Below are 20,269 nucleotides of genomic sequence, written 5' to 3'. Positions count from 1 at the left end.
AGGCTACTTGTATGGTCACAAATAGTAAGAAACCAGGGCAATCGGTCGACGGCGCCGGCTCCGTGTTAAGTACCGTGTCCGGTCCGTCCGACGCGGCGCCGCCGCAAAGCCTGGGTCGGCACGACGAGCGCGCCGACACGCTACTGGAAAAAGTCGTGGCGGGCCAGGACTTGGCCGCCGGCACCGCGTTTAACGCGAACAAGCCGGATGAATACGGCGACGACGCGCGCACGCCGGAGCCGGGCGCCACGGTGGCGCCGTCGGCGCCGGTCGCCACCGCCAGCAGCGCCACCGAAACGGTGGCCTCGGCGAAGGTCGGCGACGGCGTGCCGCCGCACGGCGAGAACCGCAACAACGGCCCGCTCGACCGGGTCCGTGTCGACTCGTCGGCGCAGCCGCTGACCACCAACCAGGGCGTGCCGGTGGCCGACAACCAGAGTTCGCTCAAGCTCGGCCTGCGCGGGCCGACGCTGATGGAAGACTTCATCCTGCGCGAAAAAATCACCCATTTCGACCACGAGCGCATCCCCGAGCGCGTGGTGCACGCGCGCGGCTCGGCCGCGCACGGCTATTTCGAATCCTACCAGGACCTGGGCGAGCTGACCCGCGCCGCGCCGTTCGCCCACGCCGGCAAGCGCACGCCGGTGTTCGTGCGCTTTTCCACCGTGGCCGGCGAGCGCGGCTCGGCCGACACGGTGCGCGACGTGCGCGGCTTCGCCGTCAAGTTCTACACCGACGAGGGCAACTGGGACCTGGTCGGCAACAACATGCCGGTGTTCTTCATCCAGGACGCGATGAAATTCCCCGACCTGGTCCACTCGGTCAAGCCGGAACCGCACCACGCGATGCCGCAGGCGTCCAGCGCGCACGACACCTTTTGGGACTTCGTCTCGCTGATGCCGGAATCGGCGCACATGCTGATGTGGCTGATGTCCGACCGCGCCATTCCGCGCAGCTACCGCACCATGCAGGGCTTCGGCGTGCACACCTTCCGCCTGGTGAACAGGGAGGGCGCGTCGGTGTTTTGCAAGTTCCACTGGAACCCGCTGGGCGGCACCCACTCGCTGGTTTGGGACGAGGCCGCCCAGATCATCGGCGCCGACCCCGACTACCACCGGCGCGACCTGTGGGAAGCCATCGAGGCCGGCAACTTCCCCGAATGGGAACTGGGGCTGCAAATCTTCACCGAGGAGCAGGCCGAGCAGTTCGGCTTCGACGTCCTCGACGCCACCAAGATCGTGCCGGAGGAACTGGTGCCGCTGCGCATCGTGGGCAAGCTGGTGCTCGACCGCAACCCCGACAATTTCTTCGCCGAGACCGAGCAGGTGGCGTTTTGCACCGCCCACATCGTGCCCGGCATCGACTTCACGCACGACCCGCTGCTGCAGGGGCGTATCCACTCCTATGTCGACACCCAGATCAGCCGGCTGGGCGGGCCGAACTTCCACGAAATCCCGATCAACGCGCCGCTGGCGCAGGTCCACAACAACCAGCGCGACGGCATGCACCGGCAGTCGATCAACCGCGGCCGCGTCAACTACGAGCCGAATTCGCTGGGCGGCGGCTGCCCGTTCCAGGCCGGCATGGCGAACGGCTTCACCAGCTTCCCGCAGCCGCTGGCGGAGGACAAGGTGCGCGGCAAGCCGGAGCTGTTCGGCGAACACTACGGCCAGGCGCGCCTGTTCTGGACCAGCCAGAGCGCGGCGGAGCGGCAGCACATCATCAACGCCTACCGCTTCGAGCTGACGCGGGTGCAAACGCCGGCGGTGCGCCTGCGCGTGCTGGCGCTGCTGGCCAACGTCGACGCGACGCTGGCCGGCGCCGTCGCGCAGGGCCTGGGGCTGGCGCTGCCGGCGCCGCTGCCGCTGGCCAGCGACGTGCCGCCGCCGCCCTACCAGCCGTCGCCGCCGCTGTCGCTGCTGCACCGGCCCGGCCAGAGCGGCGTCGCGACGCGGCGCGTGGCGATACTGGTCGGCCCGGGCGAGGACGGCGACGCCGTGCGCAAGCTGTACGCCGACCTGCTCAAGGAACGCGCGGTGCCGCGCCTGGTGGCCAGCCACATGGGCGAGCTGGCGGTGGCCAAGGGCGCGCCGCTGGACGTCGAAATCTCGCTGGAGGCGGGGCCGTCGGTGCTGTACGACGCCGTGCTGCTCCCCGGCGCCGAGGCGGCCGCGCAGCAACTCGGCCGGGACGCCCACGCGCTCGACTTCCTGCGCCTGCAATACCGCCACTGCAAGCCGCTGCTGGTGCTGGGCGCCGGCGCGGCGCTGCTGGCCAAGGCCGGCGTGCCGACCACGCTGCCCGACGGCAGCCCCGACCCGGCGCTGATCGTCGCCGATCCGGCCGACGCGGCGGCGGCGCTGCTCAAGTTCAAGGCGGCGCTGGCGGCGCACCGCAGCTTCGCGCGCGAGACCGACCCGCCGCGGGTCTGAGCCGAACGCTGGGCGAACTTCGTCGTTGAGGTTGTTAAAACCCACGGCGTCGCCCCGGGGTCGGACCTGAAGGTCTGACCCCGGCTCTTTGCCTTTGCTTGATTTGCTGCGTTGCCGGCCCTCGGCAACGGAACCAACACCGCGCCAGGCGGTCTTATCCATAAGATAAACATTCCCGGCGGTGGGGCACATGGGCACGGACCTAGGCATCAAGCTGTTGCGCGCGTTCGCTATCGTGTTGCTGGGCGCTTGCTGGCGCCTGGCCGCCGCGGCGCGGCCGTCGTCGCGGTGGCGCCCGACTGGCGCGCCAGACTGCTGGCCGTCGTCGCCGACCCCGCCATGGCGCTGATCTTGCTGACGATCGGCATCTACGGCTTGATGTTCGAATTCGCCACGCCCGGCGCCGTCGCGCCCGGCGTGGTCGGCGCCATCTGCCTGCTGCTCGGCCTGTATGCGCTGCAACTCATGCCGGTCAATTACGCCGGCCTCGGCTTGATCCTGCTGGGCCTCGCCTTGATGGTGGCCGAGGCCTTCCTGCCCAGCTTTGGCGTGCTGGGCCTGGGCGGCGCCGTCGCCTTTGTCGGCGGCGCGCTGATCCTCATCGACACCGATTTGCCCGGTTACGGCGTGCCGCCGGCGCTGATCGTCGGCATCGCCGTGCTCAGCGCGGCGCTCGGCGCCGGCGTGCTGGGGCTGGCGCTGCGCACGCGCCGGCGCGCCACGGTGGGCGGCCCCGGCGAGCTGATCGGCGCCGTGGCGCGGGTGGTGGAGCAGGGGCCCGACGGTTGCTGGGTCCTGCTGCGCGGCGAACACTGGCGGGTCGTCAGCGCCGCGCCGTGCGGCTTGGGCGGCCGGTGCGCGTGTTGGCGCGCCAGGGGCTGCTGCTGACGGTGGCCCCGGCCGGCGAGGGCGACAAACAAGGAGAATGACAATGTTGAATCTGAGCGTGGCCACCCTGGTATTCGTGCTGCTTGCGCTGCTGGGCTCGTCCATTCGCATCCTGCGCGAATACGAGCGCGGCGTGGTGTTCCAGCTGGGCCGCTTCTGGGCGGTCAAAGGCCCCGGCCTGATCCTGCTGATCCCGGCGCTGCAGCAAATGGTGCGGGTCGACCTGCGAACCGTGGTGCATGACGTGCCGACCCAGGACGTGATCTCGCGCGACAACGTCTCCGTCAAGGTCAACGCGGTGCTGTACTTCCGCGTGGTCGACCCGGAGAAGGCCATCATCGAGGTCGCCGATTTCTTCGAGGCCACCAACCAATTGGCGCCAACCACGTTGCGCTCGGTGCTAGGCAAGCACGAGCTCGACGACATGCTGGCTGAACGCGAACGCCTCAACATCGACATCCAGCAAGTGCTCGACGCCCAGACCGACACCTGGGGCATCAAGGTGTCGAACGTCGAAATCAAGCACGTCGACCTGGACGAGTCGATGGTGCGGGCGATCGCGCGCCAGGCCGAGGCCGAACGCGAACGGCGCGCCAAGGTGATCCACGCCGAGGGCGAGTTGCAGGCGTCGGAAAAACTGATGCAGGCGGCGCAGGTGATGGCGCAGCAGCCGGGCGCGATGCAGCTGCGCTACATGCAGACGCTGAGCAATATCGCCGGCGACAAGAGCTCGACCATCGTCTTCCCGCTGCCGATCGACTTGCTGGGCGGCTTGACGGGCGCGCCGCCGCGCTAGGTCGTGCGCCGGCCTTGGCTTGCGCACCCGCTCTCGCCGGATGTGCAACAATGCAATATTGGCATCTCGCTGTGCCTTCGCGACAGTTGCAAACCTTGGAGTCCATCATGACAAGCACCCGTGTCCTCGTCACCGGCGCCGCCGGCGCGATCGGCAGCGCCTTCTGGCATACCACGCACGCCGCGCTGACGCTGCGCCTGGCCGACATCCGCGCCGACACCCTGTGGTCGGCGCCGCACGAGGCGGTGGCGCTGGACGTGACCGACTACGCGTCCTGCCTGGCCGCCTGCAAGGACATCGACGTGGTGCTGCACCTGGCCGGCGACCCGTCGCCCGACGCCGACTTCCACAGCTCGCTGCTGCCGACCAACATCGTTGGCACCTACAACATCTTCAGCGCGGCGCAGGCGCAGGGCTGCCGCCGCGTGGTCTTCGCCAGCAGCGCGCAGGCGGTCGAAGGCTATCCGCTCGACGTGCAGGTGAACGAGGCGATGGCGCCGCGGCCGAAGAACATGTACGGTGCCAGCAAGGCGTTTGGCGAGGGCGTCGCCGCCAGCTTCGCGCACCAGTTCGGCATGACGACGCTGGCGGTGCGCATCGCCAACGTGGCCGACTTCCAGCCGGGCCAGAGCCACAGTCCGCGCGACGTCGCCGCCTTCATCAGCGAGCGCGACGTGGTGCAGCTGCTGGCGCGCTGCGTCGAAGCCGAGCTGCACGGCTACCACGTGGTGCACGGCGTCTCCGATAACCGCTACAAGCGGCTGGCGATCGACGCCACCCGCGCGCTGCTGCAATACGCGCCCGCCGACGACGCCTTCGACCTGTTGAACATACCGGGCGGCGCGCGGCCGCGCCAGGGGCCCAACGCATAAAGGAACACCATGAAAGACGAGTTGCATGTCGCGTTGCGCGACGTCACCGGGGACAATTTCGCCGCAGTCATCAATCTGCAGCTGCCCGAGGACCAGCAGGATATGCTGGCCAGCAACGCGTATTCGATCGCCGAATCGAAATTCGACCCGTACGCGCGCCCGCGCGCGATCTACAACGGCACCGAGCTGGTTGGGTTTTTAATGTACTGGTCGATGGACGACGACGAGGCCGGCGCCGATAAGCGGCCGAACGAATATTCGATCTGCCGTTTCATGGTCGACCACCGGCACCAGGGCAAGGGCGTCGGCCGCCGGGCGCTGCAACTGGCGCTGGAGGAAATACGGCAAAACCAGGCGCTCGAATGCATCTATATTTGCTACCACCCAAGCAATCCGATTGCCAAGGATTTCTACGCCAGCTTCGGCTTCGTCGAAACCGGGATGGACGAAGACCACGAGATGATCGCCGAAATCAGAACGGCGCGCGCCGGCCGGTAAACCGCCGCGCCCGGCCTGCCCGGCGCCGGCTCAAGCACGGCGCCTCGCCGACATGGCTGTAGGAACCGAGCGCGTCGACGTTGTCGCGGCGTTTGAACAGGCGACACTGGCCGCCATCCTGTTTCAGCACGTAGACGTTGGGCAAGCCCGGCGGGGAATGGCCGACCACCCCCTTGCGCTGGCCGTCGCCCAGTTGCGGGTTCGCCACCAGCAGCCGAGGGCGGCCGGCGATGGCGCTAAAACAGGACGTCGAGGTCGACGGCGTCGGCCATCGCCCGGTTGCCGCGCTCGCCCGGATGCAGGTGGTCGCCGGAGTCGAATTCGCTGCGTAGGCGGCGCGGCCGCGCGGGGTCCCTGAGCAGCGCGTCGAAGTCGAGCACGGCGTCGAATTCGCCGCCGCCGCGTATCCACGCGTTGATGGCTTGACGCAACTGATCCTTGTCCGCGTGGTAATAGTTGTCCAGCGGCGTACCGGCCAAGGCCCCCTCGAACGGCGTCAGCGTGGCGCCGACCACCCGCACGCCGCGCAGATGGGCGCGCGCGATCAATTGGCGATAGCCGGCGATCAGCGCCTCGGCCGACGGGCGCACGCCGTGCGGATCGAAGGCCGTCCCGGGCCAACTGATGTCGTTGATGCCAAGCAGCACGACGACGCTTTTCAGCCGCGGTTGGCTCAGCACGTCCCGCTCGAAGCGCGCCAGCGCGTTGGCGCCCATGCGGTCGCCGAGCAGGCGCGCCCCGGAAATGCCGGCATTGAGCACGGCGACCTTGCGCGGCGCCAGCCGGGCGGCCAGGAAGTCGGGCCAGCGCGCGTTGGCGTCGACGCCGGCGCCGTTGCCGTCGCTAATCGAGTCACCCAGCACGACCACGGCGCCGGCGTCCGCCGCGGCCTCGACCTCGACCTGAATGCCGCTGAGGAAAATGCGCGCGGTGGTGGTGCGCTCGGCCTCGATGCGCGCGCTGGCGACGTGCTCGCCCGGCGCCAGGTAGGCGGTTTGCCGGCCGTCCCAGTGAAAGGTGGTGGCCGCCGTGGCATGCGGCAGGAAGACGCTGACGGCGACGCTGGCTAAGGGCGCCAGCGCCAGGTCGACCGGATCGCTGAGCAGCGGCGCCCCCGGCGGCACCACGGCGAAGGTGTTGCCGCCGAAGGTCAACGGCCGGTCCGTGCCGGGCACGATCGCCGAACCGGCGCCGGCCAGCGCGATATGCGCGGAGCCGACGCGTAGCGGCGCGCTGCCGTATTCGTTCGACAGCGCCACGCGCACGCGCTTGCCGCCAAGACTGATCCGCGCCACCTGGCGGATGGTCTGGTCTTGCAGCGTTGCCGGAATGTTGGTGGGGAAGGCGAAGTCCGCCCCCCAGGTCGGCTGCGGGCTGGCGCTCCAGGTGCCGATCCAGGCGCCGGTGTCGGCCGCGTGCGCCGCGCGGCCGGCGAGCATGGCCATGGCCAGCAGCGCCGCCAGCGCGGGCGCGCGCCACAGGCGCAGTCCGGCCGGACGCGGGGGGGAGGGCGGGGGGGTACGCTTGCTGCTCATATTGGTCCTTGTCGAGATTTGTGAATTGGCGTGCGCCTAATGGTCTAATTATGAATTCGGATCACTTTGTCGAGTAGACTGCGACTGGGATAAACACTTGTGAGCTGACCTCAATATGGCGCGTCTGGACATCAACCGGTCGGGGGAAATGGAAGTATTCGTGCGCGTGGTCGAACTCGGCGGCTTTTCCGCCGCCGCGCGCGCCCTGCGCATGACGCCCTCGGGCGTGAGCAAACTGGTGGGGCGGCTGGAAAGCCGGCTCGACGTGCGGCTGCTGAACCGCTCGACGCGCCAGGTCCAGCTCACCGCCGAGGGCTGCGTGTTCTACGAGCGCGGCGTGCGGGTGCTGGCCGACCTGGAAGAGGCCGAGCGCGGCGCCGCCACCAACGCCGCGCCGCGCGGCCGGCTCAGCGTCAACGCCAACGTGCCCTTCGGCGCGCACTTCCTGCTGGCGCTGGTGCCCGAGTTTTTGGCGCGCCACCCGGACGTCACGCTCGACCTGGTGCTGACCGACGAGGTGGTCGACATCCTCGAACAGCGCACCGACGTGGCGGTGCGCGCCGGCCCGCTCAAGAGCTCGGGCCTGCTGGCGCGCAAACTGGGGCAGACCCGCATGGTCATCGTCGGCGCGCCGGCCTATCTGGCGCGGCGCGGTACGCCGCTGCGGCCGGCCGACCTGGAGCGGCACAACCGGCTGGGCTTTAATTACGCCCGCGCGACGCAGGGCTGGCCGCTGCTCGACCAGGGCATCGGCACCCGCGTGGCGACCAACGGCAACGCCCAGGTCGGCGACGGCGAAGCGCTCAGGCGGCTGGTGTTGGCGGGGCTTGGCCTGGCGCGGCTGGCGGCGTTCCAGGTCAGGGACGACATCGCCGCCGGCAGGCTGCTGCCGTTGCTGGAAGAGTTCAACCCCGGCGACGTCGAGGAAATCCACGCGGTCTTCCTCGGCCAGGGTGGCTACCTGCCGTCGCGGGTGCGCGCGCTGTTGGATTTCTTGGTGGAGAAGGTCCGCTTCGATTGAGCGCTTGCGCCGGGGCGCGGTTTCGGCGGTGAAATAACTGAAACCAAGGGAGTCGCCCCCCTGTGTCAGACTAGTTGCCGCCTCGATGATTTAACCGCATCGGGGCCGCCGCGGGCTTGCCGCGGCGGCGTCGCTTACGCCTGCTTCTTCAGGCTGACCGGCGCGTCGGCGCCGGCGCTTGCCGCGCCGTGCCTGGGGTGGCGCAGCTTGCCCGAGACGCGCTGCAGCAGGTGCTCGAGGTCGTCGATGTAGGTGAACACCGCCGGCACCACCAACAGGCTCAGCAGCGTCGACGTGATCAGGCCGCCGATCACCGCGATCGCCATCGGCGAGCGGAAGCTCGGGTCGGCGCCCCAACCCAGCGCCAGCGGCATCATGCCGGCGCCCATCGCGATGGTCGTCATCAAGATCGGCCGGCTGCGCTTGTGGCAGGCGTCGACCAGCGCGTCGTAGCGGTTCATGCCGGCCTGGCGCGCCAGGATCGCGTAGTCGACCAGCAGGATCGAGTTTTTCGTCACGATCCCCATCAGCATGATCAGGCCGATCATCGAGGGCATCGACAGCGCCCGCCCGGTGAGCAGCAGCGCCACGAAGGCGCCGCCGATCGACAGCGGCAGCGCCGCCAGGATGGTGATCGGCTGCATGAAGTCCTTGAACAGCAGCACCAGCACGCAGAAGATGCACAGCACGCCGATCAGCATCGCCAGGCCGAAGCTGGCGAACAGCGCCACCATTTCCTGGGCGTCGCCCAGTTCGGCGATCTTCACCGCCGGCGGCAGGTTCTTCATCGACGGCAGCGCGCGCGCCTCCTCGTTGACCTCGCCCAGCGTGCGCGCGCCCAGTTCCACGTCCAGCGTCACGTTGCGGCTGCGGTTCAGGCGGTCGATCTGCGCCGGGCCGCTTTCCATCGTGATGCTCGCCACGTTGGCCAGGCGCACCGGGCCGTTCTTGCCGGGCACCGTCAGGCGCTCGATCGCCGCCAGGTCGGCGCGCACGGCGTCGGGCAGCTTGACGCGGATCGGCACCTGCCGCTCCGGCAGGTTCATCTTGGTCAGGTCGGTGTCGTAGTCGCCGGCGGTGGCCACGCGCACCGTCTCGCCGATCGCCGCGGCCGTCACGCCCAGGTCGGCGGCGCGGGCGAAGTCGGGCCGCACGATGATTTCGGGGCGCACCAGCGAGGCGCTCGAACTGACGTTGCCGATGCCCTTGAGCGTGCGCAGTTCGCGCTCCACCTTCTGCGCCGCCTCGGTCAGCGCGACCGGGTCTTCGCTGCGCAGCACCAGTTGCATCTTGACGCCGGTGTCGGGCGGGCCGACGTTGAAGCGCGCGCCCGGAATGGCGTCGAGCTGGTGGCGGATCGACGACTCCAGGTCGGCCATCGATTCGCCGCGGTCGGTGCGGTGCACGGTGGTCAGGGTCAGCACGGCGCGGCGCGCCTCGGCCGCCGCGCCGGGCGCGAAGGCGTCGCCGCTGGAGCCGCCGCCGATCGAGCTGAACACGCCGGTGATACCCTTCACGCGCAGCGCCGCCAGGCGCGCCTGCTCGGCCACGACGCGGGTTTCGGCCAAGGTCGAACCGGGCGGCAGCTCCAGGTTGATCTGCGTCTGGGCGCGGTCGGCGGCCGGCACGAAGCCGGTCGGCAGCAGCGGCACCAGCATGATCGAGCCGATGAAGAACAGCGCCGAGGCGATCGCCGTCACCAGCCGGTGCGTCAGGCACCAGCGCATCAGCGCGATATAGCGCTGCATCAGCCAGCTGTCCTTTTCCTCCCCGACGTGCTTGAGCGGCTTTAGCAGATAGGCCGCCATCATCGGCGTCAGCAGGCGCGCCACCACCAGCGAGGCCAGCACCGCCAACACGGCGGTCCAGCCGAACTGCTTGAAGAACAGGCCCGGCACGCCGCCCATGAAGGCGGTCGGCAGGAACACCGCGACCAGCGCGAAGGTGGTGGCGATCACCGCCATGCCGATCTCGTCGGCCGCCTCCATCGCCGCCTGCATCGGCGTCTTGCCCATGCGCAGGTGGCGCGTGATGTTCTCGATCTCGACGATGGCGTCGTCGACCAGCACGCCCACCACCAGCGCCAGCGACAGCAAGGTCACGGTGTTGAGGGTGTAGCCGAAAAAGTAGATGCCCAGGAAGGCCGGCATCACCGACAGCGGCAGCGCCGCCGCCGCCACCAGCGTGGCGCGCCAGTCGCGCAGGAACCACCACACCACCAGCACCGCCAGCAGCGCGCCCTCGTACAGCAGTTCCATCGAACCGTCGAAGTTTTCCTCGACCGGGAAGGCGTTGTCGATGCTTTGCTTGAGCACCACGTTCGGGTTGGACTTCTGTAGCTCGGCGACGGCTTCGCGGGTGCCTTTGGCAACCGCCACCTCGCTGGCGCCCTTGCTGCGGAACACCTCGAAGCCGACCACGTTCTTGCCGTCCTGCTCGGCCAGCGAGCGCGGCTCGGCCACCGTGTCGCTCACCGTGGCGACCTGGTCGAGGCGGACGTGGCGCCCGTCGAGCAGCGGAATCTCGATGCGCGCGAGTTCCTCGGCGGTCTTGACGGTGGCGATGGTGCGCACCGACTGCTCGGCGCCGCTGACGTCGCCGCGTCCGCCCGGCGCCTCTTTTTGCACCTGGCGCAACTGCCGCGAGACGTCCAGCGCCGACACTTTCAGCCCTGCCATGCGCGCCTCGTCGAGTTCGACGCGGATTTCGCGGTAGACGCCGCCGACGCGCTTGACCGCGCCCACGCCGGGCACCGACAGCAGGCGCTTGGCAACGCTGTTGTCGACGAACCAGCTCAGGGCCTGGTCGTCGAGCTGGTTGTCGACGCCGGGTTTCGAACTGGCGGTAAACGTCAGGATCACCCGGCCGGCGGTCGAGGCCTTCGTCACGGTCGGGTCGCGCAGCTCGGCCGGCAAGTCGGCCTTGACCCGCGCCACCGCGTCGCGCACGTCGTTGACGGCTTCGGCGATGGGTTTTTCAAGGATAAATTCCACGGTCACGCTGACAGTGCCGTCGAGGACCTTGGTGTAGATGTTTTTGACGCCCTGCAGCGTGGCGACCGAGTCCTCGAGCTTGCGCGCGACCTCGGTTTCCAGCTGGGCCGGAGCGGCGCCCGACAGCGCCGCGTTGATGGTGACGATCGGCAGTTCGATGTCGGGGAAATCCTGCACCGGGTTGGCGCGGTAGGCCATCAGGCCGGCCAGCGTCAACAGCGCGAACAGCATGATCGCCGGGATCGGGTTCTTGATCGACAGGGAGGAGAAATTCATCGCGCCCCCCTTATTTGGCGAGCGGCGCGGCGCCCGGCGCGCGCGCGGCGGCGGCCGCGACGTTGCGTACCAGGTCGCCGTCGTTGAGGAAGCCGGCGCCGCTGATGACCACCGGCGTGTCGGCCTTGATGCCGTCGAGGATCTCGATGCGGTCGGCCAGGCGCCGGCCCGGCCGCACCTTGATCTGGCTGACGCGCTGGTCCGGGTTCAGGCGGAACACGTAGCTGAAGCCGTCGCGCACGGCGATGGCCTGCTGCGGCACCGTCATCGCCTCCGACGTGCCCAGCTCGAACTGGCCGCTGGCGTACATGCCGGCCTTGAACGGCGCGTCCTTGCCGGCGCTGGCCGGCAGGTCGACGTACACCAGCGCCGAGCGGGTCTGCGGGTCGACCGTCGGCGCGATCATGCGCACCTTGCCGCTCAGCGTGCTGCCGTTGGCGGCCGTGACCTGGGCGCCGGTGCCGGTTTTCAGGCTCAGCAACTCGGTCGCGGTGACCTCGGCGCGCCACTCCAGGCGGCCCTGGCGGATCATGCGGAACAGCTCCGTGCCGGCGCCGACGACCGCGCCGACGGTGGCCGCGCGCGCCGAGATCACGCCGCTGTCGGGCGCCACCACCTGGGTGTAGCGCAGGCGCAGCTGCTGGGTCGCCAGCGCCGCCTTGGCCGAGGCGATGCGGGCGTTGGCGGTTTGTTCGGCCGTCAGGTACTGGCTGATCTGCTGCGCGCTGAGCGCGCCGGTGCTTTGCAGCGAGCGCGCGCGCGCCGCGTTGGCGGCCGCTTCGGCGGCGTTGGCCTCGGCCTCCTGCACGGCGGCGCGGGCCTGGGCGAGGTCGGCGTTGACGGCGTCGGCCGAGAACACCGCCAGCACCTGGCCGGCGCGCACCTGGTCGCCGACGTTGGCGCGGACCTCGGTCAGGCGCAGGCCGTTCGACTCGCTGCCGATGATGGCCTCCTGCCAGGCGGCGACGTTGCCGTTGGCGCTGAGCTTGATCGGCAGGCGCGCCGCCAGCGGCTTGGCGGTGGTCACCGTCAGCGCCGGCTTGGGCGCGTCGGCCTTCTTGTCGTCGGCGGCGGTGGTGGCCGGGGCGGTCAGCGCCAAGCCCAGCGCGCCCAGTCCAAGGGCGGCGGCGAGGGCCAGGGTCAGCGGTTTGAATGTCAGTTTTTTCATGTTTTGTCCGGCAAGGTTCGATACGGGATGATCAATCGGCGGCGCTGGCGTTCCAGCCGCCGCCGGCGGCGCGGTACAGGGCGACCCAGGCGGCGCTGCGTTCGCGCGCCAGGTTCACCACGGTGTTCTCGGCGGCCAGGCGGGTGCGCCGCGCGTCCTCCAGTTCGAGCAGGCTGGCCAGGCCATTCCTATAGCGTTGCTCGGTGGCGTCGAAGGCGCTGCGGTAGCCGGCCAGCGCGGTTTCGGCGTGGCCGCCGCGCTGCCCGGTGCTGTCCAGGTTGACCAGCGCCTCCTCGACTTCGCGCACCGCCTGGCGCACGCTGCCGCGGTACTTGGCGACGGCCTCGTCGTAGCGCGCGGCGGCGGCGTCGACGTTGGCGCGGCGGCGCCCGCCGTCGAACAGCGGCAGCGTCAACGCCAGCGGGCCGATGCTCCAGGTGTCGGCGCCGGTGTTGCTGCCGGCGCTGTGGAAATTGGCGACGCCGACCGCGCCCGACAGCGTCAGGCGCGGATAGCGCTGCGCCTGGGCGGCGCCGACGTCAAAGCTGGCGGCCGCCACCTCGCGCTCGGCGGCAAACACGTCCGGGCGCTGGGCCAGCGTCTGCGCCGGCAGCGCGGCGGGCGCCAGCGCCGGCGAAGGCGCCGCCGTGGCGCTGCCGGCCAGTTGCCGGCGCAGCGCCGGTTCGGCCAGCGCCGTCAGCGCCACCAGCGCCTTGACGTCGCGCTCGCAGGCGGCGCCCTGCTCGATGGCGCGGCTGCGCCCCTCGGCGGCGCTGGCGCGCGCCAGCGCCGCCGTGGCCGGCGCCTGCAAGCCGGCGCCGGCGGTCAGCTCGGTCAGGCGGGCGGTGTCGGCGCGCGAGGCGGCGTCCTGCTGCGCCACGGCCAGCAGGCGGGCGCAGGCGCGCAGGCTGTAATACTGGTTGGCCACCTCGGCGGCGACCGAGACGCGGGCGTCGTGCCAGCCGGCGTGGGCGCCGTCCAGGCGCGCCTGGGCGGCGTCGCGGGCGGCGCGGTTGGCGCCGAACAGGTCGATCTCCCACGCCGCCTGCAGCGCCGCCTGGGCGGTGCTGCCGAGCGGCTGGGCCGACTGCTGGCTCATGCGGCTGGCGCTGGCGTTGGCGTCCAGCGTCGGGCCCAGCGCCGCGCCGCTGCCGACGCGCTCGGCGCGTGACTGCGCGATGCGGCTGCGGGCGGCGGCGACCGACGGGCTCACTTCCTGGGCCGCGGCGATCAGTTGCACCAGCAGGGCGTCGCCCTGGCGCTGCCACCAGCCGGCCAGGTCGTCGACGCTGCCGTTGTGCGGCAGCGGCGCCTGCCATTGCGGCGGCGCGGCGTGCGCCACCCGCGGCGCCGGCGCCTGGCTGGCGCAGGCGCTCAGCGCCATCGCGGCGGCGGCTGCCAACGCGCGTTGAAGAGTCTTCATATGCTTCCTTGTCGTAGACGGGTTTGTTCGGCGGCGACGATCGCCTCGGCATAGCCGACTAGGCGCGGCTGCCAGCGCAGCACCGCGTCGGGCGTGTCCAGCAATTGCGGGCGCGCCGCGCGGATCACGTCGCAGCCCAGCATCACTTGCAGGCCCAGGCCGGTGATGGCGAAGGCCAGCCGGTGCATATCGTCGTCGGCGCCGGCGACGCCGAGGTGGCGGCACAGCAGGGACACCAGCGCCAGGTGCATCGGCTTGATCGACTGGTCGATTTCCTCGGCCAGCAGGCCGGTCGGTTCGAGCATCTCGCGCGACCACATGCGCATGCACAGCTGCGCCGTCTCGCCCTGGCGCATCGGTTCGAGCAGCAGCGTGAAGAAGCCGTCGAGCGACTGGCGCAACGTGAAATGGGGTTGGTCGAACAAGCCGATGTCGTGTTCCGGGCTGGAGGACGAGGCCGACAGCGCGGCGCGGTACAGGCCGGCCTTGTCGCCGAAATAGTAGCTGATCGCGGCGACGTTGGCGCCGGCGGCCAGGGCGATTTCGCGGGTCGGGGTTTTGTCGAAGCCGCGCTCGGCGAACAGGCGCATGGCCGCCATCAGCAGGCGCTCGCGCGACTGCTCGCCGTCCGAGCGCGGCTTGCGCGCGTCGTCGGCGGGGCGGCCGGCTTTGTTGTTGGTGGATCTATCATTCATAAATGCTATTAAACCATACGTTTCAAACGATTGATATAACTAAAACGATTGCTTAGTTTGAACGCCCGCGGCGCCGGGCCTTGCGCCAGCCGGCGCCGCGGAGACTTACACCAGCATTTAAAAGATTGGGTTACAAGTAAGCTTCAGAAAAAGATAGGCCAAGTTGTGCTATTGGGTCCGTCAAATCCAATATAGGACATACAGAGCTAGCTTCCGGAATGGCAAGTATTATCAAGGCCAGGCTTTGATCACTGCTCTGGCGTCTCGCAGAGATCGACCGAATGAAGGCGGAAAATGCGATATGTTACTTTGTAATCAACGACTTGATCAACTATTGCATGAGCTGGAACGTCGATTAAGAGTGATGTGATATTATATATAATAATATCAAAACAGACAATTCCACTCAGCGACGACGACCTTCGCCAGATGGGCGGCGAATGGCTTAGTGCGCTCACTTCTGCGGAGAAGGCGGCGCTGCTGGTTCGTGCACTGTTGTGATCCTGCCGAAAGCTGACTGTGGAAATGTTTATGCAACGTGCCCCTCAAGAAAAACGTGTCCTGATTGTCGAAAATCATCCGGTTGTTGCATTTGCAATTGAATTTCTTTTATCTAAAATGGATAGTGGAATCAGCGCCACTATTTGCGGTTGCGCAGAAACCGCCCGCGACGAATTTTTGCGCCCCGTCAATTGGTTTCGTATTTTCGTCGACCTTGACGTTCCGAAGGCCTATGGATTGTCCCTGGTGCGATATTTTGCGCTGCAAGGCGCACATGAACGTTGCGTCATTGTGACCGGATCCAGCAATCCGGATTTTATTGGCGCAGCCAAGGACTTGGGCTTACTTGGCTATATCGTCAAAGCCGCGCCTTTCGGCGATTTCATGTCGGAGCTACGATCAGTTTTCGACGGCCGTCGGACGTTTCCCTCTGTAGATGGCGCAAAGAAATCGCGGGCTTCATCGGTGATTACGCGACGCCAACTTGACGTGCTATGCCTTCTTCAACGTGGATATTCATCCAAACAAATTGCCAAACAACTCAAGCTCAACAGCGGAACAATCGACAACCATGTCGCCGGCTTGATGCGGACTTTGAATGTATCCAGCCGCACTCATGCGGTCGCGAAGGCGATGGAACTTGGCTATATCACTTTTTAGGAGATGCTTCGGCGCTCGTCATAATCGACGCGCAGCGATCACTTTTACCGAAAACGCTGGTTCGGAGGGATAGCGGTTGGAGTACGCGCCGCGTACCTGGTCGCGGCCATAAATATGACAGGCCTCATCTCCTTGCCTTCCCGGCCATTATCACACCAAAAATTGCTATGCAAACTATCGACAGCATACCAACGCTATAGAATGGATTTGGCTCCGCAAGCCAAATCGAACACATCCAAAAAAAACTCAAAATTGACGAAAGCACGACGCTTTGCACAGCCCCTCTGGCTATATAAACAAAAAAACAAATTAAGAATCCCGTTAAAACTACACCGGAAAACCATAATACATCTTTATTTTGCGATAACTTTACATTTTGTCCCGCTTCAGCCCGAGCTTTAATTCCCATTAAAAGCCGTCTTTCCATAATGAAATGAAAAGGAACTTCAAAATAACTCGCAATCTTCAGCCGCACATTTCTTTTTGCAATCTCTTGGGTTCGAATAATCAAACGAGTCTGCTGACCATTTATTTCTTCCAGCAGAAATGTCCCCCAATTATCCAACACAAAAGTTTCTTCCGGCTTAACATAAAGAACTTCAAAGTTGTATGGGACAATGCTATGTTTTTCATTGATTGACCCTCGAACCAGATCGCCCGCTTTTATTTCTTTAAACTCAGGCGTAATGGCATCTTGATGACGGGTTTCATATCCAAGCGCTTCTTCAATAAAAGAGTAGCTGTAAAACCCCCCTCTATCCGCACCGAGTTGTATCAACCATTTCCAGACTTCGGATTTCGAAGCATTAATCGATATGGCCCTGGTGGCAGTAATAGCCAAATTTTTGTCATCTCCAGCCATTAGCATGGATACTTCTTTTTCAGAGGCCCCCCATGTGGTAATGACGGGTTTCAAAAAAATGCTATATATCAACAGTTGAAATAAAAAAATAAATGCGATTATCGATATGGTTTTACCTAAATTACGCATGCCAGCCTTTCCATTAACCCGACTCTATTAATACCTTGCTGGGTTCGCCAAAAAAAAGTGAACCAAATAGTTAATTTCCGCCAGCAGTTCTTTATTGTCTTGGGCAATAATAGCCCAACGCAAAACGCCTTGGCCGTTCGGCCAGCACGATCGGCCGCGAAATAAAACGCACCGCTGGTGCTGGCGTCCACGATGCCAACAAGGCGCATTTGCTTTGCCGGCTTGCACCGTCCAGGTTTAGCTTGACGGAATCGCTCTGTCGCTCAATGCGCGCCCGCGGGCCAGGCTTGGATTTGGATCGCCGCTGCGCGTTTATACTCAGCACGTTACGTTGCCACAACATCCGTCGAATACTGTTCATTAACCCAGTGTTGCGCTTGGAATTTTAAACCGCCAAAGTATACCAAGGCACAAGCTGCTTGAATATATGCAGAATCTCATGGTTCATTGAGGGGATATATTAGGCGGGCGTCGGGGCGGCGGGCAAAAAAATGCCCGCTGGCCTTGCGGCGCGGGCTGAATCCAATGTTCGGAGAACGTTTGGAGGAGACAGTGACACTATAGTTCAAACAATGGTGCGGTGCAATACCGTAGAACTACGGTGTCGATTTGTCCACGCCGGCGCCGCCAGCGGCGCCTATTTGCGCGTGCGCAGCGCCAGCGTGAAAGTGCTGCCGGAACCGTAGTCGCTGTTGAAGAACAGCGCGCCGCCGATGGCGCTGGCCAGGTTCTGGCACAGGTACAGGCCCAGCCCGGCGCCCTCGGCGTGCCGGGTCGAGGTCGAGTCGAGTTGCGAAAACGCCTGGAAGAGCTTCGACTGGTCCTCTTCGCGGATGCCGGCGCCGCTGTCGGTGACGCTCATTTCGGTCAGCGTGTGGCCCTCCTCGGGGCGCTCGGTCAGGTTGACGCGCACGGTGCCGCGCTCGGTGAACTTGATCGCGTTGTTGAGCAGGTTGATGAGGATTTGCGCCAGCGCGCGGCGGTCGGTTTCGACTCTGACCGGCTGGTCCGGCAGCGCCACCTGCAGCTCCAAGCCCTTTTGCTCGGCCAGCGGGCGCAGCGTGTCGGCCACCTCGTTGATCAACTGCTGGTAGTGCACCGTTTCAAGCGTCAGGGTGAGCTTGCCGGCCTCGATCTTGGCGACGTCGAGGATGTCGTTGATCAGCGAGAGCAGGTGGCGCGCGCTCGAGCGGATCGTGTTGAGCTGCTTGTCCTGCTCCACCGTCAGCGGGCCGGGCAGCTTCATCAGCAGCGCGCCGGTGAAGCCGATGATGGCGTTCAGCGGCGTGCGCAGTTCGTGCGACATGTTGGCGATGAAGGCCGACTTCATGCGGCTGGCCTCGGCCAGCTCCAGGTTCTTCAGCGCGATCTCGCGGTTGATGGTTTCCAGCTCGCCGGCGTGGTGCGCCAGGCGCATGTTCAATTCGATCACCTGGCGTTCGCGCGCCTGCAGCTCGGCGTTGACCTGCACCGCCTGCTCGTAGGTCGAGATCAACAGGTCGAGGATCTGCTGGCGTTCGGCGTTGATGAAGTGCTTCTGGTCGCCGAGGTACAGCGCGATGCCGATTTCGACGTTGGTGTTGTTGCGCAGCTTCTGGTTCATCAGCATGTGGCCGATGCGGTTCAGCAGGTAGTCCTCGGCATACGGCTTGCGGATGAAGTTGTCGGCGCCGCACTCGATGCCGCGGATGATGTCCTTGGGGTCGTTGAGCGAGGTCACCAGGATCACCGGGATGTCGCGCAGCGTCGGGTCGGACTTGATGGCGCGGCACAGGTCGTAGCCGTTCATCTCCGGCATGACGATATCGGTCAGCACCAGGTGCGGCTTGCGTTCGCGGATCGCCGCCAGCGCCAGCTGGCCGTTGCTGGCCACGCGCGCCTTGTACCGGGCCGCCTGGATCAGCCGGCGCAGCCGTTCGGCCTGGGTCGGGCTGTCCTCGACGATCAGGATTTCGACGTCGTCGGCGTTAATCTGGTTACTGGAGTCCACAGACCATCTCCTTGAGTGCTCGAATTGACTAATTGCGGCCGTTGCGTCCGGTAGCCACGTCTCGCGACTATATCGGATTTACCGGGCACACAGTAAATTTTCGCGCGCGGCGCTGATATGGCCGCGTGCGCTTAATGTTCGCCCTGGAAGCGGCCGGCGCGGTAGGTCAGCACCAGCGTGTCGCGGTGGCCGTGCGCGGCGGTCGGCTGGATCGGCGTCGACTCGTGGATCACGGTGGCGTCGTCGAGCAGCAGCAACGACCACGGCTCGGTCAGCGTGAAGCGCTTGCCGTTCGGGCCGTCGGCCTCGAAAATGCGCGTCTCGCCGCCCTTGACGTGGTGGCGCCCGACCAGCAGCACGGCGACGAAGTCGACGCCGTCGCGGTGCGCGCCCTCCGGCGTGGGCCGGCCGATGCCGTCGGTGGTGTCGATGCGGAACTGGTGCGCCTCGATGAACCACGGCTGCTCGCCCCTGGCGCTGGAGCAGACCCGGCCCAGCGCGCGCAGCAACTGGCCCCAGGCGGGGCGCGCCGCCACCTCCGGCTCGACCGCCTCGAACAGGCGGTGCATGCCGCCGTGCAGGGCGTTGTATTCGAGCGGTTGCCAGTGCGGCCGGTGCGGCGTCTGCGTCAGCGCGGCGCCGTCCTGGACGAAGCAAGAGTGGCGCCGGCGCCGGTAGCGCCCGCCGTCCTTCAGGTAGTTGTCGATGGCCAGCGTGTCCCAGCTGGGCACCAGCGCGGCCAGCTCGGCCGGCGCGCAGCCGGCCAGCGCGCAGACGTCCTGCGGGCGCAGCACGGCGTAGCCGTCGCCGCGCAGCGCCGCGACAAGGTGGGCGGGATCGGTAAAAATCGGTGCGGAAGTGGTCATCGTTACGCCAGGCAGTGGAGGGTATCGCGATATTCTACGATGCCGGCGCGCAAACCGGGAGGGCTCGGTGCGTTTTCGCCAACGCCGGCGCGCGCCGCGCCGCGCCTTGGCCGCGCCGGGCGCCGCCTCAGACGCTGCGCAGCAGGCTGGTGCGCAAGGCGTCGAGCTGGTTCTTCATGCCCGCCACCTCGCCGGCGCTGCAGTTGGTGGCGCCGAAAATCGCCTCCGGCAGCAGCGCCGCCTCGTGGCGCATCTGGTCGCCGCGCCCGGTCAGCGAAATGATCACCTGGCGCTCGTCGCTGGCGGCGCGCACGCGCGTGAGCAGCTCGGCCTGCTCCATGCGCTTGAGCAGCGGCGTCAGCGTGGCCGAATCGAGGAACAGCCGCTCGCCGACCTCGGAGACGGTCAGCTCGTTCTTTTCCCACAGCACCATCATCACCAGATATTGCGAATAGGTCAGGCCGAGCTTGCGCAAGAGCTTGCGGTACAACTTGCTCATGGCGAGCGAGGTCGAGTACAGCGCAAAGCACAACTGGCGGTCCAGGCGCGGCACCTCGTGCAGGGGGTTCGGTGGGGTATCCATGGTTGCAGTATATATAGCGCGCTATTCAATTGCAAGCAAAGCCTTGCCCGAAACCAACGCCGTGGCCGCTGGCGCTGTCTT

General features: G+C 66.5%; 17 protein-coding genes and 1 pseudogene. 8 read left to right on the top strand and 10 right to left on the bottom strand.

Features of this window, described 5'->3' with window-relative positions:
• Positions 1 to 11: 11 nt before the first annotated feature.
• The 5 genes from JANGC3_RS0113925 to JANGC3_RS0113905 all read left to right on the top strand — a co-directional run bounded on the left by JANGC3_RS0113925 (position 12) and on the right by JANGC3_RS0113905 (position 5,486).
• A complete protein-coding gene (locus JANGC3_RS0113925) occupies positions 12 to 2,432 on the top strand; it encodes a catalase (RefSeq protein ID WP_017877102.1) in 2,421 nt (806 codons plus the stop codon).
• Positions 2,433 to 2,681: 249 nt separating this feature from the next.
• Positions 2,682 to 3,320, top strand: a complete 639-nt coding sequence (locus JANGC3_RS29330; RefSeq protein ID WP_051068304.1) for an NfeD family protein — start codon at positions 2,682 to 2,684, stop codon at positions 3,318 to 3,320.
• A gap of 43 nt (positions 3,321 to 3,363) precedes the next feature.
• Positions 3,364 to 4,116 (top strand): slipin family protein, encoded by a 753-nt coding sequence (locus tag JANGC3_RS0113915; protein ID WP_017877101.1) that lies wholly within the window; start codon positions 3,364 to 3,366, stop codon positions 4,114 to 4,116.
• A gap of 107 nt (positions 4,117 to 4,223) precedes the next feature.
• Positions 4,224 to 4,988, top strand: a complete 765-nt coding sequence (locus JANGC3_RS0113910; protein WP_026132969.1) for an NAD-dependent epimerase/dehydratase family protein — start codon at positions 4,224 to 4,226, stop codon at positions 4,986 to 4,988.
• A gap of 9 nt (positions 4,989 to 4,997) precedes the next feature.
• Positions 4,998 to 5,486 carry a GNAT family N-acetyltransferase gene (locus JANGC3_RS0113905; RefSeq protein WP_017877099.1) on the top strand — a complete coding sequence of 163 codons (489 nt, stop codon included), beginning with the start codon at positions 4,998 to 5,000 and terminating at the stop codon, positions 5,484 to 5,486.
• On the opposite strand, the gene JANGC3_RS0113900 is transcribed toward JANGC3_RS0113905, so the two are convergent.
• Together JANGC3_RS0113900 and JANGC3_RS0113895 are read right to left on the bottom strand one after the other, a co-directional pair.
• Complete coding sequence (locus JANGC3_RS0113900; RefSeq protein ID WP_017877098.1) at positions 5,461 to 5,694, bottom strand: hypothetical protein; 234 nt, start codon at positions 5,692 to 5,694, stop codon at positions 5,461 to 5,463. The two genes, JANGC3_RS0113905 and JANGC3_RS0113900, sit on opposite strands and share 26 nt — an antisense overlap.
• A gap of 28 nt (positions 5,695 to 5,722) precedes the next feature.
• Complete coding sequence (locus tag JANGC3_RS0113895; protein ID WP_017877097.1) at positions 5,723 to 7,021, bottom strand: SGNH/GDSL hydrolase family protein; 1,299 nt, start codon at positions 7,019 to 7,021, stop codon at positions 5,723 to 5,725.
• Positions 7,022 to 7,136: 115 nt separating this feature from the next.
• On the opposite strand from JANGC3_RS0113895, the gene JANGC3_RS0113890 reads away from it, so the two are divergent.
• Positions 7,137 to 8,042 carry a LysR family transcriptional regulator gene (locus JANGC3_RS0113890; RefSeq protein ID WP_026132966.1) on the top strand — a complete coding sequence of 302 codons (906 nt, stop codon included), beginning with the start codon at positions 7,137 to 7,139 and terminating at the stop codon, positions 8,040 to 8,042.
• Between the two features lie 134 nt (positions 8,043 to 8,176).
• Here the strand turns inward: JANGC3_RS0113890 and JANGC3_RS0113885 are convergent, their stop codons facing one another.
• Genes JANGC3_RS0113885 through JANGC3_RS0113870 form a run of 4 tightly spaced genes read right to left on the bottom strand, consistent with a single transcriptional unit; the run spans position 8,177 to position 14,597 of the window.
• On the bottom strand, positions 8,177 to 11,311 hold the full coding sequence (locus tag JANGC3_RS0113885) for an efflux RND transporter permease subunit (protein ID WP_017877095.1): 3,135 nt from the start codon (positions 11,309 to 11,311) through the stop codon (positions 8,177 to 8,179).
• A gap of 10 nt (positions 11,312 to 11,321) precedes the next feature.
• Positions 11,322 to 12,479: an efflux RND transporter periplasmic adaptor subunit gene (locus JANGC3_RS0113880; RefSeq protein WP_017877094.1), complete on the bottom strand. Its 1,158-nt coding sequence runs from the start codon at positions 12,477 to 12,479 to the stop codon at positions 11,322 to 11,324.
• A 31-nt stretch (positions 12,480 to 12,510) separates the two neighbouring features.
• Positions 12,511 to 13,902 (bottom strand): efflux transporter outer membrane subunit, encoded by a 1,392-nt coding sequence (locus tag JANGC3_RS0113875; protein ID WP_157406633.1) that lies wholly within the window; start codon positions 13,900 to 13,902, stop codon positions 12,511 to 12,513.
• Positions 13,899 to 14,597, bottom strand: coding sequence for a CerR family C-terminal domain-containing protein (locus JANGC3_RS0113870; protein WP_017877092.1), 699 nt, complete (start codon positions 14,595 to 14,597; stop codon positions 13,899 to 13,901). The genes JANGC3_RS0113875 and JANGC3_RS0113870 overlap by 4 nt, the downstream gene beginning before the upstream one ends.
• 152 nt (positions 14,598 to 14,749) lie before the next feature.
• On the opposite strand from JANGC3_RS0113870, the pseudogene JANGC3_RS34335 reads away from it, so the two are divergent.
• Both JANGC3_RS34335 and JANGC3_RS31605 read left to right on the top strand, forming a co-directional pair.
• A pseudogene (locus JANGC3_RS34335) lies at positions 14,750 to 14,842 on the top strand (hypothetical protein); the annotation flags it as partial.
• A 286-nt stretch (positions 14,843 to 15,128) separates the two neighbouring features.
• Positions 15,129 to 15,758, top strand: coding sequence for a response regulator transcription factor (locus JANGC3_RS31605; protein WP_198292024.1), 630 nt, complete (start codon positions 15,129 to 15,131; stop codon positions 15,756 to 15,758).
• A gap of 124 nt (positions 15,759 to 15,882) precedes the next feature.
• Here the strand turns inward: JANGC3_RS31605 and JANGC3_RS32720 are convergent, their stop codons facing one another.
• The 4 genes from JANGC3_RS32720 to JANGC3_RS0113850 form a co-directional block, all read right to left on the bottom strand.
• Complete coding sequence (locus JANGC3_RS32720) at positions 15,883 to 16,749, bottom strand: hypothetical protein (RefSeq protein WP_157406629.1); 867 nt, start codon at positions 16,747 to 16,749, stop codon at positions 15,883 to 15,885.
• A gap of 637 nt (positions 16,750 to 17,386) precedes the next feature.
• Positions 17,387 to 18,739, bottom strand: coding sequence for a hybrid sensor histidine kinase/response regulator (locus tag JANGC3_RS0113860; RefSeq protein WP_017877090.1), 1,353 nt, complete (start codon positions 18,737 to 18,739; stop codon positions 17,387 to 17,389).
• A gap of 131 nt (positions 18,740 to 18,870) precedes the next feature.
• Positions 18,871 to 19,605: a 2OG-Fe dioxygenase family protein gene (locus JANGC3_RS0113855; RefSeq protein ID WP_017877089.1), complete on the bottom strand. Its 735-nt coding sequence runs from the start codon at positions 19,603 to 19,605 to the stop codon at positions 18,871 to 18,873.
• Positions 19,606 to 19,732: 127 nt separating this feature from the next.
• Positions 19,733 to 20,188 carry a MarR family winged helix-turn-helix transcriptional regulator gene (locus tag JANGC3_RS0113850; protein WP_017877088.1) on the bottom strand — a complete coding sequence of 152 codons (456 nt, stop codon included), beginning with the start codon at positions 20,186 to 20,188 and terminating at the stop codon, positions 19,733 to 19,735.
• Positions 20,189 to 20,269 lie beyond the last annotated feature (81 nt).

This window comes from Janthinobacterium sp. CG3 (genome assembly GCF_000344615.1).
In the GTDB taxonomy this organism is placed as follows: Bacteria; Pseudomonadota; Gammaproteobacteria; order Burkholderiales; family Burkholderiaceae_D; genus Janthinobacterium.
This window is presented reverse-complemented; position numbering and strand designations above follow the sequence as displayed.

Coding starts and splice junctions, on each gene's coding strand:
- JANGC3_RS0113925 (WP_017877102.1), top strand. CDS start 12: ATGGTCACAAATAGTAAGAAACCAGGGCAATCGGTCGACGGCGCCGGC.
- JANGC3_RS0113915 (WP_017877101.1), top strand. CDS start 3,364: ATGTTGAATCTGAGCGTGGCCACCCTGGTATTCGTGCTGCTTGCGCTG.
- JANGC3_RS0113910 (WP_026132969.1), top strand. CDS start 4,224: ATGACAAGCACCCGTGTCCTCGTCACCGGCGCCGCCGGCGCGATCGGC.
- JANGC3_RS0113905 (WP_017877099.1), top strand. CDS start 4,998: ATGAAAGACGAGTTGCATGTCGCGTTGCGCGACGTCACCGGGGACAAT.
- JANGC3_RS0113895 (WP_017877097.1), bottom strand. CDS start 7,021: ATGAGCAGCAAGCGTACCCCCCCGCCCTCCCCCCCGCGTCCGGCCGGA.
- JANGC3_RS0113890 (WP_026132966.1), top strand. CDS start 7,137: ATGGCGCGTCTGGACATCAACCGGTCGGGGGAAATGGAAGTATTCGTG.
- JANGC3_RS0113885 (WP_017877095.1), bottom strand. CDS start 11,311: ATGAATTTCTCCTCCCTGTCGATCAAGAACCCGATCCCGGCGATCATG.
- JANGC3_RS0113880 (WP_017877094.1), bottom strand. CDS start 12,479: ATGAAAAAACTGACATTCAAACCGCTGACCCTGGCCCTCGCCGCCGCC.
- JANGC3_RS0113875 (WP_157406633.1), bottom strand. CDS start 13,902: ATGAAGACTCTTCAACGCGCGTTGGCAGCCGCCGCCGCGATGGCGCTG.
- JANGC3_RS0113870 (WP_017877092.1), bottom strand. CDS start 14,597: ATGAATGATAGATCCACCAACAACAAAGCCGGCCGCCCCGCCGACGAC.
- JANGC3_RS31605 (WP_198292024.1), top strand. CDS start 15,129: ATGCAACGTGCCCCTCAAGAAAAACGTGTCCTGATTGTCGAAAATCAT.
- JANGC3_RS32720 (WP_157406629.1), bottom strand. CDS start 16,749: ATGCGTAATTTAGGTAAAACCATATCGATAATCGCATTTATTTTTTTA.
- JANGC3_RS0113855 (WP_017877089.1), bottom strand. CDS start 19,605: ATGACCACTTCCGCACCGATTTTTACCGATCCCGCCCACCTTGTCGCG.
- JANGC3_RS0113850 (WP_017877088.1), bottom strand. CDS start 20,188: ATGGATACCCCACCGAACCCCCTGCACGAGGTGCCGCGCCTGGACCGC.